We start from the raw sequence: 20,057 nt of genomic DNA, 5'->3' as shown, positions 1-20,057 counted from the left end.
CTCACTTTGCTAATATCCAACGCGTGGGACTTGTACCCACTCATGTAAGCATATATGCGTGCCTTTTCTGCCATCTAATTTGCCATTATTAATCGAGAATCAACATATTATGAGTTTTAACTCTTTAGGTTTATCTACTCCTATTCTTAAATCAATTGAAGAACAAGGGTACGACACACCATCCCCTATCCAACAACAAGCTATTCCTGCCGTATTAGATGGGAGAGACGTCATGGCTGCGGCTCAAACCGGCACAGGTAAGACGGCAGGTTTTACTTTGCCAATTTTACAAAAATTGACTGGTAATACAAAAGTTAAAAGCAACCATATTCGAACCCTGATCTTAACACCTACCAGAGAACTCGCTGCACAAGTCCAACAAAGTGTTGAAACATATAGTAAATATTTGCCATTAACTTCTATGGTTGTATTTGGTGGAGTAAAGATAAATCCTCAAATGCAACAACTTCGTAAAGGTAGTGACGTTCTAGTGGCAACACCAGGGCGACTCATTGACCTTTATAACCAAAATGCGGTTAAGTTTTCGCAAGTAGAAGTTCTGGTTCTAGACGAAGCAGATAGAATGTTAGATATGGGCTTTTTAAGAGACATTAAAAAGATTTTGGCTTTGCTGCCCAATAAACGCCAAAATTTACTGTTCTCGGCTACTTTCTCACCAGAGATCCGCACGTTAGCCAAAGGATTAGTTAACGATCCGTTAGAGATTTCAGTCAACCAAGAAAACTCAACCGCAACAACAGTAGAACAACTTGTGTATCCAGCGGAAAAATCTAGAAAGTCAGCATTACTAGTCAAGCTGATCAAAGACAATGATTGGCAACAAGTGCTCATTTTTAGCCGAACAAAACACGGGGCTAATCGTCTATCCACTTATCTTGATAAACAAGGGATTAAATCTGCGCCTATCCACGGAAATAAAAGCCAAGGGGCTCGGACTAAAGCGCTGGCCGGTTTCAAATCAGGCGAAGTACGAGCTCTGGTTGCGACGGATATAGCAGCTCGCGGCATTGATATTCCACAACTTCCGCAAGTGGTCAATTTTGATTTACCAAATGTCGCCGAAGATTACGTACACCGCATCGGTCGTACTGGTCGAGCTGGAGAAGCTGGTAAAGCCATTTCACTTGTTGCAAATGACGAAATTGCTGACCTATTTGGTATCGAAAGATTGATACAAAAAATCATCCCAAGAGTTGAAGTGCAAGGTTTTACGCCCAATGTTCCATTAGCGGAATCAAACCTTAATAAGCGTCCAATTAAAGCTAAAAAAGCCAAAAAGCCCAAAACAAACCATAGTGATGGACAGCGTTCTACCGATATGGCTCGTGGCCATAAACCTGCCAGTAAAAATAAGCGTCATTTTTCAGTTAACGGTTCAGACAAAAACACGAACAACACCAATAATCAAGCATCATCAAAACGTAGAAGACCGACTAAATAAACCAAATCATCGTCGCAATAAACAAGTAGAGTTAACGCATTGGCGCTAGCTCTATGGTTGGCTAGTATAGCGTGCAACTTTATGATAGAAACAAATCAATATCACCTGCCTTACTTGTCTCTCCGCAAATAAACCAGCCACGCTTTGCTACAACGCTTTATACTTCCTATTTATTACGTCCCTTCATATTGCTAGATTTTTCATCTCTATTATTTAGAGACTATTTATCATATTACATCCGATTCAGATAACGTGGTAATTTAGATAACATCATAATTTCGCTCAGTAAGTTACCGATGATTACATAACAATAATAACGTACACCAATCACGACTTTGTTACTTAAATCCATGTGATGTCACTCTATTTATGAAAAATTAGATCTCATTGCAATGCAATATGTGACAAAGATCTCTGTAATTCAACTTGCTTTAGCTAAAATGTTGGTACTTCCCTTTAAAGGACCGAATATGAAGACTCGATTAAATGCAGCACTCGATAGTGCACCACAACCTGTTGCTGACTATTTAAATAACCTCATTCAATCAGGTAATTTTGACGCGACCATTACACCCGAACAGTTTGAACAACTTTTACAATGTTCGGGATTAAGCGATAAAGCGTTGAGACTGTCTCTTCTTCCCTTTGCTGCCGCCTATTCTTATGCACCAATTTCAGAGTTTTATGTTGGTTCAATTGTGCGAGGTCTGTCAGGTAAATTGTATTTTGGTGCAAATATGGAATTCATAGGCGCTCAAATGAGTCAAACCGTACATGCTGAACAATCTGGAATAAGTCATGCTTGGATGAAAGGTGAAACAGGCATAAAAGATATTACCATCAATTACAGCCCTTGCGGTCACTGCCGCCAGTTTATGAATGAGTTGACTACCGCCCAGGACCTTAAGATCCAACTGCCACAAAGACAAGAAATGTCACTGCAAGAATATTTACCCGATTCCTTTGGGCCTGCTGATCTTGATATTCCTAGTCGCCTAATGGATGGCAAATTGTTGAGTTATAAAACAAAAGAATCCGACCCGTTAGTACTTAGCGCACTAAAAGCATTAAACTACAGCCATGCACCTTATTCAGGCAATTTCAGTGGTGTTGCGTTAAAACTTGATGATGGTAGTGTATTTCTCGGTTCTTATGCAGAAAACGCCGCATTTAACCCTAGCCTTCCTCCTCTACAAGTAGCATTAGCACAAGTTTTGATGGCTGGGAAATCGTTTAATCAAATAACAGCCGCCGCACTTGCTGAATTAGCAACGGGAAAAATTCATAATATTGATGGAACTCAAGCAACATTAGACGCATTAAATCCTGATATTCCGTTGACTTATATCTCGATATAGCTTGAATTGTCAATTACTGCATAAATCCTTCAACGCCTTAATTTATTTAAGGCTTTTTTCTAATATTTAATCAGTAAATGCTTATACGTTAAAAGCAAACTGTTGCATTTCACAACTAAACGATCGTATTTGACAAGCAAACGATTGCGGAATTCTCAAGATCCAGTATTATCCTTGCAATTTGATCATAATGAAGGATTTTCCAATGCTGGGTACTGCTACAAGCACAGGCGCGACTAGAGTTTTATTATTAGGTTCTGGAGAACTAGGCAAAGAAGTGGCAATAGAATGTCACCGACTAGGATTAGAGGTAATCGCTTGTGATCGATATCCTAATGCGCCTGCAATGCAAGTTGCACATCGTAGCCATGTTGTTGATATGCTTGATGGCGAAGCCTTAAAAGCAATAATTGAACTTGAAAAACCAGATTACGTTGTGCCAGAAATTGAAGCTATTGCAACAGACACGTTAGTTGAGCTAGAAGCCCAAGGCTTAAATGTTGTTCCAACCGCTAATGCGACTAAGTTAACAATGAACCGTGAAGGTATCCGTTGTTTAGCTGCAGAAGAACTTTCGATTCTAACCTCTCCATATAAATTTGCTGATACGTTAGAGCAATTTAAACAAGCTATCGAACATGTCGGCATGCCATGTGTTGTAAAACCAGTCATGAGCTCTTCAGGCAAAGGACAGAGTGTCATAAAAACCGAAGATGACATTTTAACGGCCTGGGAATACGCACAAGAAGGTGGTAGAGCCGGAGCCGGACGAGTAATTGTTGAAGGTTTTGTTGATTTTGATTATGAAATAACACTGCTTACAGTAAGAGCCGTTGATGGTGTTCATTTCTGCCAGCCAATTGGCCACAGACAAGAAGATGGCGATTATAGAGAATCTTGGCAGCCACAAGCTATGTCTAATATTGCGCTGAAAGCCGCAGAGTACATCTCTGAACAAGTCGTGAATGCTTTAGGAGGATACGGATTATTTGGTGTTGAACTCTTTGTAAAAGGCGATAAGGTTATCTTTAGTGAAGTATCACCACGACCACATGATACCGGTATGGTGACGATGATTTCGCAAGAACTCTCTGAGTTTGCTTTGCATGTCAGAGCATTCACTGGAATGCCTATTAATAAAATTGTTCAACATGGTCCAGCCGCCTCCGCAGTAATTCTCGGAGATGGAACTTCAGATAACATCCGTTATACTGGTTTGGATGAAGCATTAAGCGCACCGAAAACTCAAATTCGTTTGTTCGCTAAACCTGATATAGATGGTCGTCGTCGCTTAGGTGTCGCCCTCGCCCAACGTAAAAAACTGGATAAGGCAATTGATCAAGCTATATCAGCCGCATCTAAAATAAAAATAGTGTACTAATAAGTATAGAATTAGATCATTCACTATTAGCTACTAACAAAAGTGGGCTCAAATTCGAGCTCACTTTTGTTACCACTGCTTTTCTATAAATGCTTAATCTTCATGTCATATTTTTCAATACTGGGCTCTGAACCCTAAGCATCATCTTCAATTAACCACACCAATTCAGCAAATCGACTCAAACCACTTTTCGTTATTTTAGGATGCTGATCATCAGCGTCATCTCTATTAAGTAACGTGAGCTTGTATTCAGTAAATAATCTTCTTAACTCAGCGTCCGCAACACTAAATGGAGGACCAGACATTTCTGTTTGCACATAGTCTAAAGTTACTAATAATATTCTACCACCTTGGTTAAGCACCGTTTTCAATCGATTAACGTACTCTTCTCGCATATCCTCAGGTAGAGCAACTAATGCCGCACGATCGTACACAATGTCGACATTCTCTATTGGAGCTGTAAAGAAGTCGCCTACATAAATAGATAATTCATCAAACTGATACAGTTCATGAGATGCATCTAACTTTACAACCATTGGGGTATAAAAATGCTCAGAGAAAAAAGAACGAACGGCAATATCACTGATTTCGACTCCCTGTACTGACTGATGTCTTTGTGCAAGCCAAATAAGATCTTCACTTTTACCACAAAGTGGCACTAATACTTTATCACTAGCGTTAGGTCTAACTTTGTCCCAAAATTTAATCAATAGTGGGTTTACATCGTCTAAATGAAAGCCTATTTGATTTGATGCCCATTTACTATGCCAAAACTCTTTATCTCTCATAACATCCAAATATCAATAACAACAAGTCGCAATACTGTCTCTAAATCATGTGCAGAAAGCAAGTAAACCAATCAAATTGTATATGTGATTTATCTCTCATTGATTGTAAATTTATGCAAAGAACAATTGAAAATGGGCAAAGTGCCCTAAGATAGTAAACAGGATGAAAAGAATAACGGATGACATTCATCTAAATATAGAGAATGTTCAGTTACTTAATGCGCAATTGATTGAATGATACGTTTGACCTTTAGAATTCACATTTTACTAGACGTCGTCAATTCAAGGAGCTTTAATGAACGTACTGTTACGTACTATTCTAACCTTACTGGTATTTAGCCGGGCGCCTGCTTTTGCCTCTGTTGAACCGATAAACGATACACAATCTCAATCAAGCCAAACCCAGAACCAAGCGAACACCAAACTGTTTAAACACAGTTTAAGTGGGCTGTACGGTATTAATTCTTTCCGTCTTTCAACATCCCAGCCTTATTCGGATTTCAATACACTTTATTCAAAAGCCCATCAAGCTCAGTACGAACTGGAAACTATCTGTAAAAGTGTTGCTCTACAAACTCACTCACAAGCACTTTTCTCCGGAATAAAATCACAGCAAAGAGCTCAAACTAAGATAAAAACAGATTTATCTAATGATGTAAGTAAGATCACTGATGTAGCCAGAGGAACAATAGTTACCAACGATATAGAAGGTTTAGTCACAACATTTGAATTACTTGAAAATCAAACCAAGATTGTCAGTGTGAAAAATCGCTTTAAAAATCCGACGCCGTCCGGCTACCGTGATTTGAATGTACTCGTACAATTACCCAAAACGAAGATCATCGCAGAAGTGCAAATACATCTTGCTGAAATCGCACACGTTAAAAATGGGCCAGAACATGAGCTGTATGAAAATATTCAGCATATAGAGCGCAATGCTGCCGCAAGCAATCGTGCTTTAACTCAACTAGAACAGGCGAAAATAAAGCAATTACGCCAACAATCTATTAACTTGTACCATAATGCATGGCAACCGTATATTACAACGAAAATAAAAGCAGCTTAAAATAAAAAAGACCACTTAAATGTGGTCTTTCATAAAAGGCTATTTCTCGATTTTGATATTTTCAACTCGAGCTTTCAATTTTTGCCCAGGACGGAATGTAACAACCCGTCGAGCGGAAATTGGTATGTCTTCGCCAGTTTTTGGATTTCGACCAGGTCTTTCACTTTTTTCTCGTAAATCAAAATTTCCAAATCCAGAGAGCTTGACCTGTTCACCATTTTCGAGTGCTTTACGAATTTCTTCAAAAAACACTTCTACCGTTTCCTTGGCATCTCGCTTACTATATCCAAGTTTTTCAAACAGGTTCTCAGCCAAATCGGCCTTTGTGAGCGCCATAAAAACTTCCCTCAAAGCTGTATTAAATATTGCTACAATAAAGTAACACCAAATTGGATAGTGCTTTACCGAACTAAATCGGTGACATCAACAGAAGTGTAAGCCAACCTTATGATTTTGGCTAATTTTTTTATTTCATTTATTGACTAAACGTCAAGATAAAGGCATTTTTTTCACTAAGACACAGGATCTCTCCCAGTGAAAAACACTAACCAATATGAAATAATTAACTATATATATCGTTAATATTAAAATTACCAGCCTAATAATCCGACAATATCGATCGATGTAAAACTATTGTATTTTTTCAATAATTTCATGATCTTGCAACAAATTATATTGAACAGATTCACATCTAGCTTAACTATAATATAGAAAAACAATATATAACGCACAACAGGTAAACTGTAACAATAGGTCATAAAGACATGTTCAACTGCTAATGACAACTTACTTCTAATATTTAGTGACGGATATCAAAAGATTGACAACTCAACTCACATCTTAACAAATCAGTGACCTAATCGACATTGAAACGTTGATAATAATAGTATTTTAGTTATGACGATGTTGCCCCCCTTTAATAATAAACAGCATCGCCAATTTTTACACATTACCAATAAGGCTTTATCTATATGGCAAGTAATAATTATTCACACGCTGATACCAACCAACTTGTGCGTGAAACAAGTGCACTTATCTTAGCTGGTGGAAAAGGAACACGATTAAAACAATTAACTAGCCACAACGCTAAACCGGCTATTTCCTTTGGTGGCAAATTTAGAATTATCGACTTTACTCTCTCAAACTGTATTAATTCCGGCGTAAGAAAAGTGGGTGTATTAACACAATATATGGCGCAAGATTTAATTGATCATCTACAAGATGGTTGGCAAATTCTGTCTCCTGCAATGGGTGAAGGTGTACGTATTGTTCCTGCACAACAACGAACTGGTAGCGACTGGTACCGCGGAACAGCAGATGCAGTGTATCAGAACCTTGATCTCATCAAACGCCAAAATGCTAAACGAGTACTTATCCTTGGAGGTGATCATATCTATAAAATGGACTATTCTCGTATGCTTAATTTTCATGTCGAAAATGATGCTGCGGTTACAGTCGCATGTATCCATAAACCAATAGAAGAAGCCTCATCTTTCGGAGTAATGGGCTTAGATGCTTCGGGTGAAATCACTACTTTCGTAGAGAAACCAGAAAATCCACCGGCAGACCCTAATGACCCAACTCAGTCTCTTGTATCGATGGGGATTTATATTTTTAATGCCGATCTCTTGGAAGAGGAGCTAGTCAAATCTTTAGAAGATCCGAAATATAATCACGATTTTGGACATAACATTATTCCTGGTTTACTTGGTAGAGCGAAAGTTTGTGGTTATGTATTTACTCAAGAAGGACATCCTGGTAAAACCGCATACTGGCGCGATGTAGGTAATCTTGATGAATACTTTGCTGCGACTATGGATTTGCTCTCGCCTGACCCAGAATTAGATCTTTATTCGCATAATTGGCCTATTATTACCAATCAATCACAAAGACCGGGCGCTAAATTTGTCTTTAATGATGATGGACGACGTGGCTATGCAGTCGATTCAGTGCTGTCTGCTGGTACCATCATTTCAGGTGCTTACTTAGAACATTGCATGGTTTCAGCGAATGTGCGTGTGCATAGTTATTCTAAGCTAAAAGACAGTATTCTTTTACCAAACTCTGAAATAGGCAGAAACTGTAGATTAACCAAAGTTATTGTAGGTGAAGACTGTAAAATTCCAGACGGAACAATCATTGGAGAAAATCCAACTGAAGATGCAGAAAAATACACCATATCAGAAACAGGCGTAATCTTAGTAACTTCAGATATGTTTGATTAATTTCTGTAGCAGTATCCACTCTCTGCTTGCAGACGAATAAACGATAATACGTATAATATAAAAAGGGCTCCTAAGAGCCCTTTTTTAATGCTATGTAATAGCAATATCAATCGCGCAGTGCAGCACCAAACTGTTTTGCAACAGATGTTACTATAGCGTCAACTGAACCAGCAATATCCGCATCTTCCAACGTACGTTGAGTAGATTGAAGAGTTAAGGCAATCGCTAAGCTTTTTTTGCCATCCTCTACCCCTTTGCCTACATACACATCAAACAATTTAGCTTCTGTCAAGAATTCGCCACCAGCTTGAACACAAGCATTGACTACCTCTCCTGAAGATATTTCATCACTAACCACTAATGCGATATCACGACGATTAGCAGGGAATTTAGATACTGCCACCGCTTCAGGTAAAACACGAGTATTAATCGCCGACCATTCAACCTCAAATACAACCGTGCGACCATTTAAGCCAAATGCGCGCTCTAACTCAGGATGAACCGTACCAATAACACCGACTTCCTTACCATCGACAATAATCGCTGCTGCTTGTCCTGGATGAAGTGCCGGATGCTTTATTGCAGCAAAACTGTACGCTTTCTCATTAGCTGTCAATTCAAGAATCGCTTCTAAATCGCCTTTCAAATCATAAAAGTCGACGGTTGTATTCTCTATGTCCCAATGTTCTTCACTCCGACTTCCAGCTAACACGCCAGCAAGCATCGACTCTTGACGTATTCCGTTTTCTGCTGTTTCGTCTGGGATAAATCTTAAACCGGATTCAAATAAACGAACACGAGGTTGCTGTCGCTTTTGGTTATGCACAACAGTATTTAATAAGCCTTGAATTAAGCCAAGACGCATTGCTGACATATCTGCTGATATTGGAAATGGCAGAATTAATGGCTCAACTCCTGGAACAACTAATTTTTGTTGCTCTGGTTCAACAAAACTATAGGTAATAGCTTCGTGGTAACCACGGTCAACCAAAAGGTCACGAACACGCTTAAGAGGTTGATTTACCTCTTTGTGCAGGTTCATGCTTAGTCCAGCGATTGGAGCTTGATTTGGAATATTGTCATAGCCATAAATACGACCAACTTCTTCAATCAAATCTTGTTCAATAGCGATATCAAAACGCCAAGCCGGTGATATTGCTGTCCATCCTTCTGCCACTTCGGTTACTTCACAACCTAAACGAGATAATATTTCCACTACATCGCTAGAAGGAATTTCATGCCCAAGAAGCGAATCTAACTTGGAGCGGCGAAGTGAAACCGTGTTAGCGGTAGGAAGATGCTGATCAGATTCAAAACCTGCAATCGGCCCAGCTTGACCACCGCAAATATCAATCAACAATTGTGTTGCACGTTCCATGCATTCAGTTTGACGAGTATAATCAACTCCTCGCTCATAACGCATCGAAGCATCCGTATGCAGACCATAGCTACGAGCACGGCCACGGATAGCATCCGGTGAGAAAAAGGCACACTCCAATAAAATATCTTTAGTTTCGGTTGTAACACCAGAACCTTCGCCACCAAAAATACCGCCAATTGCTAACGGCTTCTCATGGTCACAAATAAGCAGCGTATCACTATTTAATTCCGCTTCATTACCATCTAATAAAGTTAATTTTTCACCTTGCTCTGCCAAACGAACGACAATACCACCTTCGATTTTACTCAAATCAAAAGCATGCATTGGTTGGCCTTGTTCCAGCAAAACATAGTTAGTGATATCAACAACAGGATCAATTGAACGAATACCACAGCGACGCAATTTCTCTTGCATCCAAATAGGTGTTTCTGTCTGTACATTTACACCTTTAATAACTCGACTAAGGTAACGCGGACAAGCATCTTCTGCTTTAACATCAATAGAAACAGTATCATCAATTGATGGGTTGACTACGTCAAAAGTTGGCGATTCAACTTCTGCTCGGTTCAACACTCCGACTTCTCTTGCTAAACCACGAATACTAAAACAATCGGCACGATTAGCAGTTAAGTCAACATCTATGGTTACATCTTCCAGATCTAAAAATTCACGGAAGTCTTTACCAATTTCAGCATCGGTTGATAATTCCATTATTCCATCAGATTCAACATCAATACCAAGTTCCGAAAACGAACACAGCATGCCATGCGATGGTTGACCACGAAGTTTTGCTTTCTTTATTTTAAAATCACCCGGCAGCACCGCACCAACGGTTGCAACGGCAACTGTTATACCTTCACGGCAATTAGGCGCACCACACACGATATCAAGAAGATCATCTTCACCAATATCAATTTTTGTTACACGAAGTTTATCTGCATCGGGGTGTTGTCCACATTCAACAACTTTACCCACTTTAACACCAGAAAAGGTTCCGGCGACTGGTAGAACGTCATCAACTTCCAAACCAGCCATAGTAATTTGATGTGTTAGCTCGTCAGTTGTTACAGCAGGGTTTACCCACTCACGTAGCCAAGATTCACTGAATTTCATTGTTCGACTGCCTCTGAATTACTTGAACTGTTTAAGGAAACGAAGGTCGTTCTCGAAGAACGCACGAAGATCATTTACGCCATAACGTAGCATCGTTAAACGTTCTACTCCCATACCAAAGGCAAAGCCTGAATATTTTTCTGGGTCTATTCCAACACTACGAAGTACATTGGGATGCACCATACCGCAGCCTAGAATTTCTAACCATTTGCCATTTTTACCTTTGACGTCAACTTCAGCTGAAGGCTCTGTGAAAGGAAAGTAAGAAGGACGGAAGCGAACTTCTAAATCTTCTTCAAAGAAATTACAAAGGAAGTCATTTAGAATCCCTTTAAGTTGAGCAAAGTTAACATTTTCGTCTACAAGCATACCTTCTACTTGATGGAACATTGGCGTATGCGTTTGGTCGTAATCGTTACGATATACACGGCCAGGTGCAATAAAGCGCAATGGAGGCTGACGCTCTTCCATCGTACGAATTTGTACACCTGACGTATGAGTACGAAGCATCAACTTAGGATTAAAGAAAAACGTATCATGATCGGTACGAGCTGGATGATCATCAGCAATATTTAGCGCATCAAAATTATGAAAATCATCTTCAACTTCAGGACCAGATTCAACTGTAAAACCTAATTCACCAAAAAAGCTTTCAATTCGCTCAATAGTACGAGTAACAGGATGAACCCCACCATTAGCGATACGGCGTCCAGGTAAAGTTACATCAATCGTTTCTGCAGCTAATTTTGCTTCTAGTTCTGCACGTTGCAGCGCATCTTTACGTGCGGCAATCGATTGTTGAACAACACCTTTGGCTTTATTGATTTCTTGTCCAGCGGTACGTCGCTCTTCTGGAGGGAGTTTACCTAGGCTTTGGAGTTGACTGGTCAGCTCCCCTTTTTTTCCTAGAAATTGAACGCGCACTTCGTCAAGCGCGACTAACGATTCAGCACTATTAATAGCTGACGTTGCGTTAGCAATGATCTCTTGTAGATGTTGCATTTTTTCCTCATCTACCTTTCGGTAGTGTCCATAATAAAGGCGTTTTGTTCTTTCGAAGTAGATTACTACTTTGAAAAATCAACACGCCCAATGTATATAACTGAATAACTACACATAGTAATCAAACAACGAGTTAAAGCCAAATTGAATCTACCTTATTCGACGCTTAAAACTAAATTAATTTTGAATTTTAATAAATTTTGGCCGTCCTTGAGCTGTTTTGATAGGATTGCACAATAACTAATAAACAAGACTCACCATGAATAACGCTATCTGTATAAAATTCGTTGCGGAATATGAACCTCTGATCCGTCATATTAGACATTCTGTCTTTACCTTAGAGCAAAAGGTAGACTCGACGCTTGATTTCGACGGACTTGATTCGTTCGCTACCCATGCTCTTATTTATGATAGTGAAACCCCTGTCGCAACAGGCAGATTATTAGATGATGGGCACATTGGACGAGTCGCCGTACTGAGTAGTCATAGAGGACTAGGTTATGGCAAACAAGTTATTAGTGCATTAGAACGATATGCTGTTGAAAACCATTACCCAAGGCTCTATTTAGGTGCTCAGTTACATGCAGAATCTTTTTATGCTCAATTAGGTTTTAGTTGTTTTGGTGAACAATATACCGAAGCAAATATCGAACATATTTCAATGCAAAAGCAGTTGTTAGCCGGATAACCAGAATTCCGATTGAATATATAAATAAAAACCATAGAACAAAAAAAGAGACCAATTAAGGTCTCTTTTTTCAAGTCTGATTCACTGTTCTAATTAAAGAGCAGCTTTCGCTTTTTCTACTAAAACTGCAAAAGCAGCTTTGTCGAATACTGCGATGTCAGCAAGGATCTTACGATCGATCTCGATAGATGCTTTCTTTAGACCGTTAATGAAACGGCTGTAAGATAGACCATTTTGACGAGAAGCAGCGTTAATACGTGCGATCCATAGTTGACGGAACTGACGCTTTTTATTGCGACGGTCACGGTATGCATATTGACCAGCTTTAGTAACTGCTTGGAAAGCTACACGATAAACACGTGAACGTGCTCCGTAGTAACCTTTAGCTTGCTTTAGAACTTTCTTATGAGATGCACGAGCTTGTACACCACGTTTTACGCGAGGCATTATGTCTCTCCTAAACTATTAATTAAACTAAAAAGATTTAAGCGTATGGCATCATACGCATAACACCAGCCACTTCACATTTAGGAAGGATTGCGTTAGGACGTAGTTGACGCTTATTCTTAGTAGTACGCTTAGTCAGGATATGACGTTTTGTCGCGTGCTTAAACTTGATGCCACCAGCTGTTTTCTTGAAACGCTTAGCTGCACCTCTGTTGGTTTTCATCTTTGGCATGGATGAAGAACTCCGCATTGTTAGGTTTAAATTAACTTAATCGTTAATAAACATCGTTAATAAACATAGTAATTAGGGCGAATAAAATCCCGCAACGATAGTCGCTGCGAGACTAGATTACTTGTAGGCCGTTAATTACTTCTTTTTAGGGGCTAACACCATGATCATTTGACGACCTTCTATACGCGTTGGGAAAGATTCGACAACAGCTAATTCTTCTGTATCGGTTCTTAAACGCTTAAGAACATCGACACCAATCTCTTGGTGTGCCATTTCTCGGCCACGGAAGCGAATTGTTACCTTCACTTTGTTGCCTTCTTCTAGGAAACGCGTCAGGTTGCGTAGTTTTACCTGATAGTCTCCAATATCAGTCCCAGGTCGGAATTTTATTTCCTTAATCTGGATCTGCTTTTGCTTCTTCTTCTGCTCTTTAGCAGCTTTGCTCTTCTCGAAGAGGAACTTACCATAGTCCATCACTCGACAGACTGGTGGTTCGGCGTTCGGACTGATCTCTACCAGATCCATTCCAGATTCTTCTGCTGCTGTAATTGCTTCAGCAAGACTTACGATACCTACTGGCTCACCATCTGCGCCAGTCAAACGTACTTCACGTACGCCACGAATTTCACCGTTTAAACGGTGCAGGTTTGGTTTGGCCACTTGCTGGCCACGTCTTCCGCCTTTAATAGTTTATTCCTCCAGATTAAGCTTACGGGTAGAAACCTCAACTTGAAGATTGCTTATAAAGTCTTCAACTTTAATTTTACCAAGGTCTTTACCTTTACGAGTTCGTACTGCGATTTCACCAGCTTCCATTTCTTGGTCACCACAAACAAGCAAATACGGTACACGCTTTAAAGTGTGTTCGCGGATTTTAAAGCCTATCTTCTCATTTCTCAAGTCTACTTTTGCTCTAATTCCCGATTTTTGCAATTTATTTGCTACTTCTTGGACATAATCAGCTTGTTTATCGGTAATATTCATAATTACAGCTTGTTCAGGAGCTAACCACGTTGGGAAAAATCCTGCATACTCTTCAATAAGAATACCAATAAATCGTTCTAAAGAACCCAATATTGCACGGTGAATCATTACAGGAACCAATCTTTCGTTGTTTTCACCAACGTAAGTTGCTCCTAATCGACCTGGAAGGTTGAAATCGAGTTGTACTGTACCACATTGCCATGCTCGATCTAAACAATCATGTAAAGTAAATTCAATTTTAGGTCCATAAAATGCACCTTCACCTTCTTGGACATCAAATTTAATATCCAGATTATCTAAAGATTCTTTTAATGCTTGTTCACTGCGATCCCAAATTTCATCACTACCTACACGTTGCTCTGGACGAGTTGAAAGCTTGACTTCTATATTTTCAAAGCCGAACGTTTTGTATACATCATATACCATTTTAATACATTCGGTTACTTCATCTTGAATCTGTTCTTCAGTACAGAAGATATGAGCATCATCTTGTGTGAAGCCACGAACGCGCATTATACCATGCAACGCACCTGACGGCTCATTTCGATGACAAGAACCAAATTCAGCCATACGCAAAGGCAAATCGCGGTACGATTTAAGACCTTGATTGAAAATCTGCACATGTCCTGGGCAGTTCATTGGTTTAATCGCATATTCGCGGTTTTCAGAACTAGTTGTAAACATTGCATCTGCGTATTTATCCCAGTGGCCTGAACGTTCCCACAGAACACGATCCATCATCAATGGACCTTTTACTTCTTGATAATTATATTCATCTAATTTGGCACGTATAAACGCTTCAAGATTACGGAAAATAGACCAACCATTGTGGTGCCAAAATACCATACCTGGCGCTTCTTGTTGCATGTGGAATAGATCCAAATGCTTACCAATTTTACGGTGATCTCGTTTTGCTGCTTCTTCTAAACGAGTAAGATGCGCTTTGAGCGCTTTCTTATCATGAAAAGCAGTACCATAAATACGTTGCAGCATTTTATTGTCGCTATTACCACGCCAATAAGCCCCTGCAACATTTAATAATGTGAAATGCTGGCAAAATCCCATATGCGGCACATGTGGACCACGACACATATCAACATATTCTTCATGATGATAAAGTCCTGGACGGTCGTCTCTTGCAACATTTTCATCCAAGATTTCAATCTTATATGCTTCACCACGTGCTTCGAAAGCATCGCGCGCTTCTTGCCAACTTACCTTCTGTTTCACCACTTGGTATTTGGTTTTCGCGAGTTCTTTCATGCGCTTTTCTAAAGCATCAAGGTCTTCTTGAGTTAGCGAATGCTCTAGATCAATATCATAATAGAAACCATTATCGATGGTTGGACCGATGGCCATTTTTGCGTCTGGAAATAGCTGCTTAATCGCATGCCCCAGAAGGTGTGCACATGAATGACGTACAATTTCTAAACCATCTTGCTCATCTTTTGCCGTTATGATTTCAAGACTTGCATCGGTCTCAATAAGGTCGCAGGCATCAACACGATGACCATCAATACGACCTGCGATCGTTGCTTTAGCAAGACCAGGACCAATTGAAGCGGCGACATCCATAGTAGAAACAGGGTTATCAAACTGACGTTGGCTACCATCAGGTAGAGTGATTATAGGCATGAGATTTCCTTCACAGTGGTGTTGCGTACCAAGCAACACATGATTATTTAAAGTTGGGTAACGTTGCTAAATATCTCTCAGTAATACGTATACCGGATATTCACCAAGCGACGGATTTTACTCGCTTAATAACACTTTGCATAGGGAGAAAGCAGAATAATTCTGATTTATCGTCATATCAGACCTTACTCTGCTTTTTACTCACGGTTATTTTTTCATAACATAAAGATCTTTAGAATAGATTCGCCCTTCTGCATTATGCATCGGAAAGCCGCCAATAGTTGGTCTGACTAGTCTTGCTTGCATATAAAAATAGATTGGCGCTATCGGCATGTCTTCTGCAAGAATCGTCTCTGCTTGGTCATAATATTTATTTCTTTCTACTTCATCGGTTGCCGACTGGGCTTGTGCGATCGCTTGGTCATAAACAGGATTTTTATAAAACGCATAGTTTCTTTCGTTATCTGATGTAAACAAACTCAAGAATGTAGAAGCTTCATTATAATCACCACACCATGAAGCTCTTAAAATATCAAAATCACCGGATTTTCTGGCACTTAAGTATGATTTCCATTCCTGATTCTCGAGCGTAATATCTGCGCCGAGATTTTTATTAAGCATAGAGGCAATAGCAACGGCAATTGTCTTATGACTTTCACTGGTATTGTAAAGTAACGTTCCTTCGATAGGCCTATTTTTATCAAACCCAGATGCTTGAGCCAATCGTACCGCTTCTTCCTCACGTTGGCTTTGTGTCCATAAACCATATTCTGGTATCGTCGCGGTAAACCCAGCTACATCTTTATGGGCAAAAGTATATGCAGGAAGGTTACCAACATTGGTTATTCCTTTGGTAATAACATCTCGTTTAATCGAATAAGCGGCAGCTTTGCGTACATTAGGATCATTAAATGGCGCGTGTTCGGTATTAAAAGCATAATAATAAGTACATAACAACGGCGTTACACGGTAGTCATCTGGATATTGCTCTTTCAGCATGGTTGCCATTTGAGCAGGAACATCAGACGTCATATCGATGCCACCTGCCTTATAACGATTGAGCGCAGAGTTTTGATTTTCAAATGGTATATACGTAACATGATTAACTACCGTATTTTTACTATCCCAATAAGCATCATTTCGCTCTAATTCAATTCGTTCGTTGATTACCCACTCTTCTAAGGTAAATGCACCATTAGAAATCATCGTTTCTGGTCTTGCCCAAGTTTCGCCATGTTCTAATACACTTTTACGATGCAACGGCATCATCGCCGTATGTGCCGTCATAGCAATAAAATAAGGAACTGGCTTTTCTAATTCAAATTCAATCGTATAAGGATCTAATACTTTTACGCCTAATGAATCTATTGGCATTTTCCCTTCAATAATTGCTTTTGCATTTTTGATTTCGGTTAACTTGATATACCACGCATTAGGAGAAGCAAAGCTAGGATCAACTACTCGGTGTAAACTAAACAGAAAATCCTCCGCAGTGACAGGGTCACCATTAGACCAAAGTGCGTCTTTTCTAAGATGAAAAGTATAAGTTTGGTTGTTGTTATTTTCCCAATGGTCTGCTACCCCAGGAATCACTTGACCGTTTTGGTCTTGAATAACTAAGCCTTCAAAGAGATCACGTAAAATATGAATCTCGGGCATCCCTTCTGCTTTAAGTGGATCCAAGGTTGCCGCTTCGGCATCATTCGCTCTTACTATAGTTTGTGTATCTGCGAGTACAACGCCATCGGGTACGTTAGCAGCGTAGGCATTATTTAAAAGACAAAAAATCGCACCTGCGACTACTGACATAGATATTTTATTTTTTATTTTCATGAATTTTCCTTAAATATTGATACACTTAGACATGAGCGACCAATTAAAATCGATAGGCAAGTACAGTAATATTTGTTTATATAATTACAACAATTTGCCAAAAGTAAATATATCAGTTTGTGATCGATACTTTTAGGCTAAGCCTGACATATTTAGGATAAATTATGTTGAATCTAAGACCTCGCCATCATAGAGCCTCATTCCTTATTAAACCGATACAATATGGTCGCTCTGTTTATGGTGCTCCTCTATTATATTTCCCGGCACAAATTAACTCGGACAACGCTGGATTGATCTTTGCAGGAACTCACGGCGATGAAACTGCATCTATATCCACATTATCTTGTGCGCTGCGCAGTATAGAACCAAATCAACTGCAGCATAATGTCATTTTATCTATTAATCCGGACGGAAATCAGATGGGAATACGGTCTAATGCCAATTGCGTCGATTTAAATCGCAATTTTCCAACCCAAAATCAACTCCATCAAGATACTGTGTATCGCTGGAATAGCTCGGCTAGCAGTAGAGACGTAGTGATCAAGACGGCAAGTTCAAACAAAATAGAGCCGGAAACTCAGTCACTTATAGAGTTAATAAATCAACTCAAACCCAAATTTACAGTCAGCTTTCACGAACCACTTGCTTGCGTAGATGATCCGAACTTCAGTCGCTTGGCATTATGGTTGTCGAAACAATTCTCATTGCCTGTGGTTAAAGATGTCGGCTACGAAACACCTGGATCTTTTGGGACATGGTGCCAAGAAAATCGAACCCCATGCGTAACAGTTGAATTGCCTGCAATTTCAGCCGATTCGGCTAGTGAAACCTATATAAATCCAATGATAAGGTTACTAACCAGCCATTACTCATCGTTAACCAAAAAATAAATTTTAATTTAACCAACTGATTTTATTAACTTAAAATTATAATTTTGTTGTTTTTTTTATGAAATTGACTGATTAGACCATCTTCATTGAAAAATTGTATATAATTGTGGCGTTTTTAGCCACTAGCAGAGAATTATGTTTCTATCTCCTTATGTTTCAGTAACCGATAACCAATTCCAATTTACTCGTCGTCAAGCTAGCCACTTTGCTAAAAAGATTGCCGGCGATTTTAATCCAATTCACGACGAAGATAATAAGCGTTTTTGTGTTCCCGGTGACCTCCTTTTTGCTGTTTTATTGACCGAAGAAGGTATTAGCCAAAAGATGCGCTTCGATTTTTCTGGTATGGTAAATGATGGTATTGCTCTGAAATTAGAACATGAATGCGAAAATGAGAGCGCTCTGGTAGATGAAAAAGGCAAGCAATACTTGCATATGAATCGACAAGGCAAAATCAGTCACGATTCAGAATTAATCGAACATGTAATAAAAAGCTACGTTAAGTTTTCTGGTATGAACTTTCCACACATCTTAGTTCCTCTCATGGAACAAAAAAATGTAATGATTAATTGCCAGCGTCCGTTGGTTATTTATGAAAGCATGGAAGTGGAATTTGATAGGTTTGATCTTCATCATCCTGACGTTGAACTATCAGAAACCAATTTTGAGGTTGAAGGCAAGCGCGGTGTGGTTACGCTTAACTTTGTGTTTAAAGAAGATGGCGTCATAGTTGGTAAAGGAGTAAAACGTTTAGTGACCAGTGGATTGCGCCCATATGACAAAACAGCAGTGGATGATTTAGTCACTCACTTCTATACCTGCAAAGATACGTTCTTGTCTCAAAATCCTATCGCCGCGTAATATTGCAAGCCATTATATTGCAATCAGTTTGTAGAAATAAGAGATAGGCACGGTTAGTTTAACAATAGCACTCAGTCTTATAGACAAAGAAGAGCTAGCAAATATGCTGGCTCTTCTTTGTTATAACAAATCTTATCTTTGTCCATTGAAGTCACTATTAACTAAAACTGTTTGTTGCTATTGAGGGAAAACTCTATCACTCAAATCCAACGTCGTACTTTTTGCTTATAATCGAGATAGTCAGCACCAAATTTTTGCTGTAAATGTTTTTCTTCTACGCGGATTTGAAACCTGTTCATATACAATACAAATGCTGCACAGACCAAAAAACTCAGCATGTTTTGTTGCACATAAGCAAAAGCAAATAATAGTAATAATAAGCCGAAATACATTGGGTTTCGGCTTATTTTATATACTCCACTATTCACTACCGTGGTTGTTTTATTAATATTAACTGGATGCACCGAAGTTTTCGCCTTACTAAACTCCATTATCCCACTTAAACCAAAATAACCAGAAGCACAAAAACAAACAGCGCCCACAATATAAGGCATAGGTAAATAAACGTGCCAAGCAGTTGAAATAGTATTGATCCAATACATAACGAAAAGGCACAATAAAAAGACAACGACTGGTGGTACTTTTAATTCAAGTGCACGCATATTTTCCTCTATAGTATAAGTATAATTGAGTGTTGATACCTCAATTCGC

The 20,057-nt window shown here is 39.3% G+C and carries 18 protein-coding genes; 8 read left to right on the top strand and 10 right to left on the bottom strand.

The features are described from left to right. Positions 1-109: 109 nt before the first annotated feature. The 3 genes from R3X26_RS07885 (at position 110) to purT (ending at position 4,201) form a co-directional block, all read left to right on the top strand. The gene (locus R3X26_RS07885) at positions 110-1,462 is read left to right on the top strand and encodes a DEAD/DEAH box helicase (protein WP_317716679.1); all 1,353 of its coding nucleotides are present in this window, start codon (positions 110-112) and stop codon (positions 1,460-1,462) included. Between the two features lie 470 nt (positions 1,463-1,932). Continuing rightward, positions 1,933-2,820, top strand: a complete 888-nt coding sequence (cdd, locus tag R3X26_RS07880) for a cytidine deaminase (RefSeq protein ID WP_317716678.1) — start codon at positions 1,933-1,935, stop codon at positions 2,818-2,820. Positions 2,821-3,025: 205 nt separating this feature from the next. Further along, on the top strand, positions 3,026-4,201 hold the full coding sequence (purT, locus tag R3X26_RS07875; protein ID WP_317716677.1) for a formate-dependent phosphoribosylglycinamide formyltransferase: 1,176 nt from the start codon (positions 3,026-3,028) through the stop codon (positions 4,199-4,201). Between the two features lie 134 nt (positions 4,202-4,335). Here purT and R3X26_RS07870 read toward each other — a convergent pair whose 3' ends face one another. Beyond that, on the bottom strand, positions 4,336-4,989 hold the full coding sequence (locus R3X26_RS07870) for a thiopurine S-methyltransferase (RefSeq protein ID WP_317716676.1): 654 nt from the start codon (positions 4,987-4,989) through the stop codon (positions 4,336-4,338). A gap of 295 nt (positions 4,990-5,284) precedes the next feature. Between R3X26_RS07870 and R3X26_RS07865 the strand changes: the two genes are divergently transcribed. Then, entirely contained in the window at positions 5,285-6,055 is a 771-nt protein-coding gene (locus tag R3X26_RS07865) for a RelA/SpoT domain-containing protein (RefSeq protein WP_317716675.1), read from the top strand. 39 nt (positions 6,056-6,094) lie between these two features. Here R3X26_RS07865 and ihfA read toward each other — a convergent pair whose 3' ends face one another. Then, positions 6,095-6,391 (bottom strand): integration host factor subunit alpha, encoded by a 297-nt coding sequence (gene ihfA, locus R3X26_RS07860; RefSeq protein WP_195703195.1) that lies wholly within the window; start codon positions 6,389-6,391, stop codon positions 6,095-6,097. A 635-nt stretch (positions 6,392-7,026) separates the two neighbouring features. On the opposite strand from ihfA, the gene glgC reads away from it, so the two are divergent. Beyond that, positions 7,027-8,280: a glucose-1-phosphate adenylyltransferase gene (glgC, locus tag R3X26_RS07855; RefSeq protein ID WP_317716674.1), complete on the top strand. Its 1,254-nt coding sequence runs from the start codon at positions 7,027-7,029 to the stop codon at positions 8,278-8,280. Between the two features lie 106 nt (positions 8,281-8,386). On the opposite strand, the gene pheT is transcribed toward glgC, so the two are convergent. Both pheT and pheS read right to left on the bottom strand, forming a co-directional pair. Next, positions 8,387-10,774 carry a phenylalanine--tRNA ligase subunit beta gene (pheT, locus tag R3X26_RS07850; RefSeq protein ID WP_317716672.1) on the bottom strand — a complete coding sequence of 796 codons (2,388 nt, stop codon included), beginning with the start codon at positions 10,772-10,774 and terminating at the stop codon, positions 8,387-8,389. Positions 10,775-10,792: 18 nt separating this feature from the next. Beyond that, on the bottom strand, positions 10,793-11,776 hold the full coding sequence (pheS, locus tag R3X26_RS07845) for a phenylalanine--tRNA ligase subunit alpha (RefSeq protein WP_317716671.1): 984 nt from the start codon (positions 11,774-11,776) through the stop codon (positions 10,793-10,795). A 259-nt stretch (positions 11,777-12,035) separates the two neighbouring features. On the opposite strand from pheS, the gene R3X26_RS07840 reads away from it, so the two are divergent. Further along, a complete protein-coding gene (locus R3X26_RS07840; protein WP_317716669.1) occupies positions 12,036-12,464 on the top strand; it encodes a GNAT family N-acetyltransferase in 429 nt (142 codons plus the stop codon). A gap of 93 nt (positions 12,465-12,557) precedes the next feature. On the opposite strand, the gene rplT is transcribed toward R3X26_RS07840, so the two are convergent. From rplT to R3X26_RS07815, 5 genes are all read right to left on the bottom strand, one after another. Next, positions 12,558-12,911, bottom strand: a complete 354-nt coding sequence (rplT, locus tag R3X26_RS07835) for a 50S ribosomal protein L20 (RefSeq protein WP_171754615.1) — start codon at positions 12,909-12,911, stop codon at positions 12,558-12,560. A gap of 37 nt (positions 12,912-12,948) precedes the next feature. After that, positions 12,949-13,143 (bottom strand): 50S ribosomal protein L35, encoded by a 195-nt coding sequence (gene rpmI, locus R3X26_RS07830; protein ID WP_317716668.1) that lies wholly within the window; start codon positions 13,141-13,143, stop codon positions 12,949-12,951. A 135-nt stretch (positions 13,144-13,278) separates the two neighbouring features. Continuing rightward, the gene (gene infC, locus R3X26_RS07825) at positions 13,279-13,803 is read right to left on the bottom strand and encodes a translation initiation factor IF-3 (protein ID WP_317716667.1); all 525 of its coding nucleotides are present in this window, start codon (positions 13,801-13,803) and stop codon (positions 13,279-13,281) included. Between the two features lie 30 nt (positions 13,804-13,833). After that, positions 13,834-15,762, bottom strand: a complete 1,929-nt coding sequence (gene thrS, locus R3X26_RS07820) for a threonine--tRNA ligase (RefSeq protein ID WP_317716666.1) — start codon at positions 15,760-15,762, stop codon at positions 13,834-13,836. A 207-nt stretch (positions 15,763-15,969) separates the two neighbouring features. Further along, complete coding sequence (locus R3X26_RS07815) at positions 15,970-17,571, bottom strand: peptide ABC transporter substrate-binding protein (protein ID WP_411572404.1); 1,602 nt, start codon at positions 17,569-17,571, stop codon at positions 15,970-15,972. A 191-nt stretch (positions 17,572-17,762) separates the two neighbouring features. Here R3X26_RS07815 and mpaA point away from each other — a divergent pair, with 191 nt between their 5' ends. Beyond that, complete coding sequence (gene mpaA, locus R3X26_RS07810; protein ID WP_317716824.1) at positions 17,763-18,485, top strand: murein tripeptide amidase MpaA; 723 nt, start codon at positions 17,763-17,765, stop codon at positions 18,483-18,485. 135 nt (positions 18,486-18,620) lie between these two features. After that, positions 18,621-19,346 carry a DUF3581 domain-containing protein gene (locus tag R3X26_RS07805; RefSeq protein ID WP_317716663.1) on the top strand — a complete coding sequence of 242 codons (726 nt, stop codon included), beginning with the start codon at positions 18,621-18,623 and terminating at the stop codon, positions 19,344-19,346. 200 nt (positions 19,347-19,546) lie between these two features. Here R3X26_RS07805 and R3X26_RS07800 read toward each other — a convergent pair whose 3' ends face one another. Next, positions 19,547-20,008 (bottom strand): isoprenylcysteine carboxylmethyltransferase family protein, encoded by a 462-nt coding sequence (locus R3X26_RS07800; RefSeq protein WP_317716662.1) that lies wholly within the window; start codon positions 20,006-20,008, stop codon positions 19,547-19,549. Between the last annotated feature and the right edge of the window lie 49 nt (positions 20,009-20,057).

It is taken from the genome of Vibrio sp. TH_r3 (assembly GCF_033101115.1).
In the GTDB taxonomy this organism is placed as follows: domain Bacteria; phylum Pseudomonadota; class Gammaproteobacteria; order Enterobacterales; family Vibrionaceae; genus Vibrio.
Note: the sequence above shows the minus strand (reverse complement) of the source record. Positions and strands in the feature narration are given on the sequence as shown.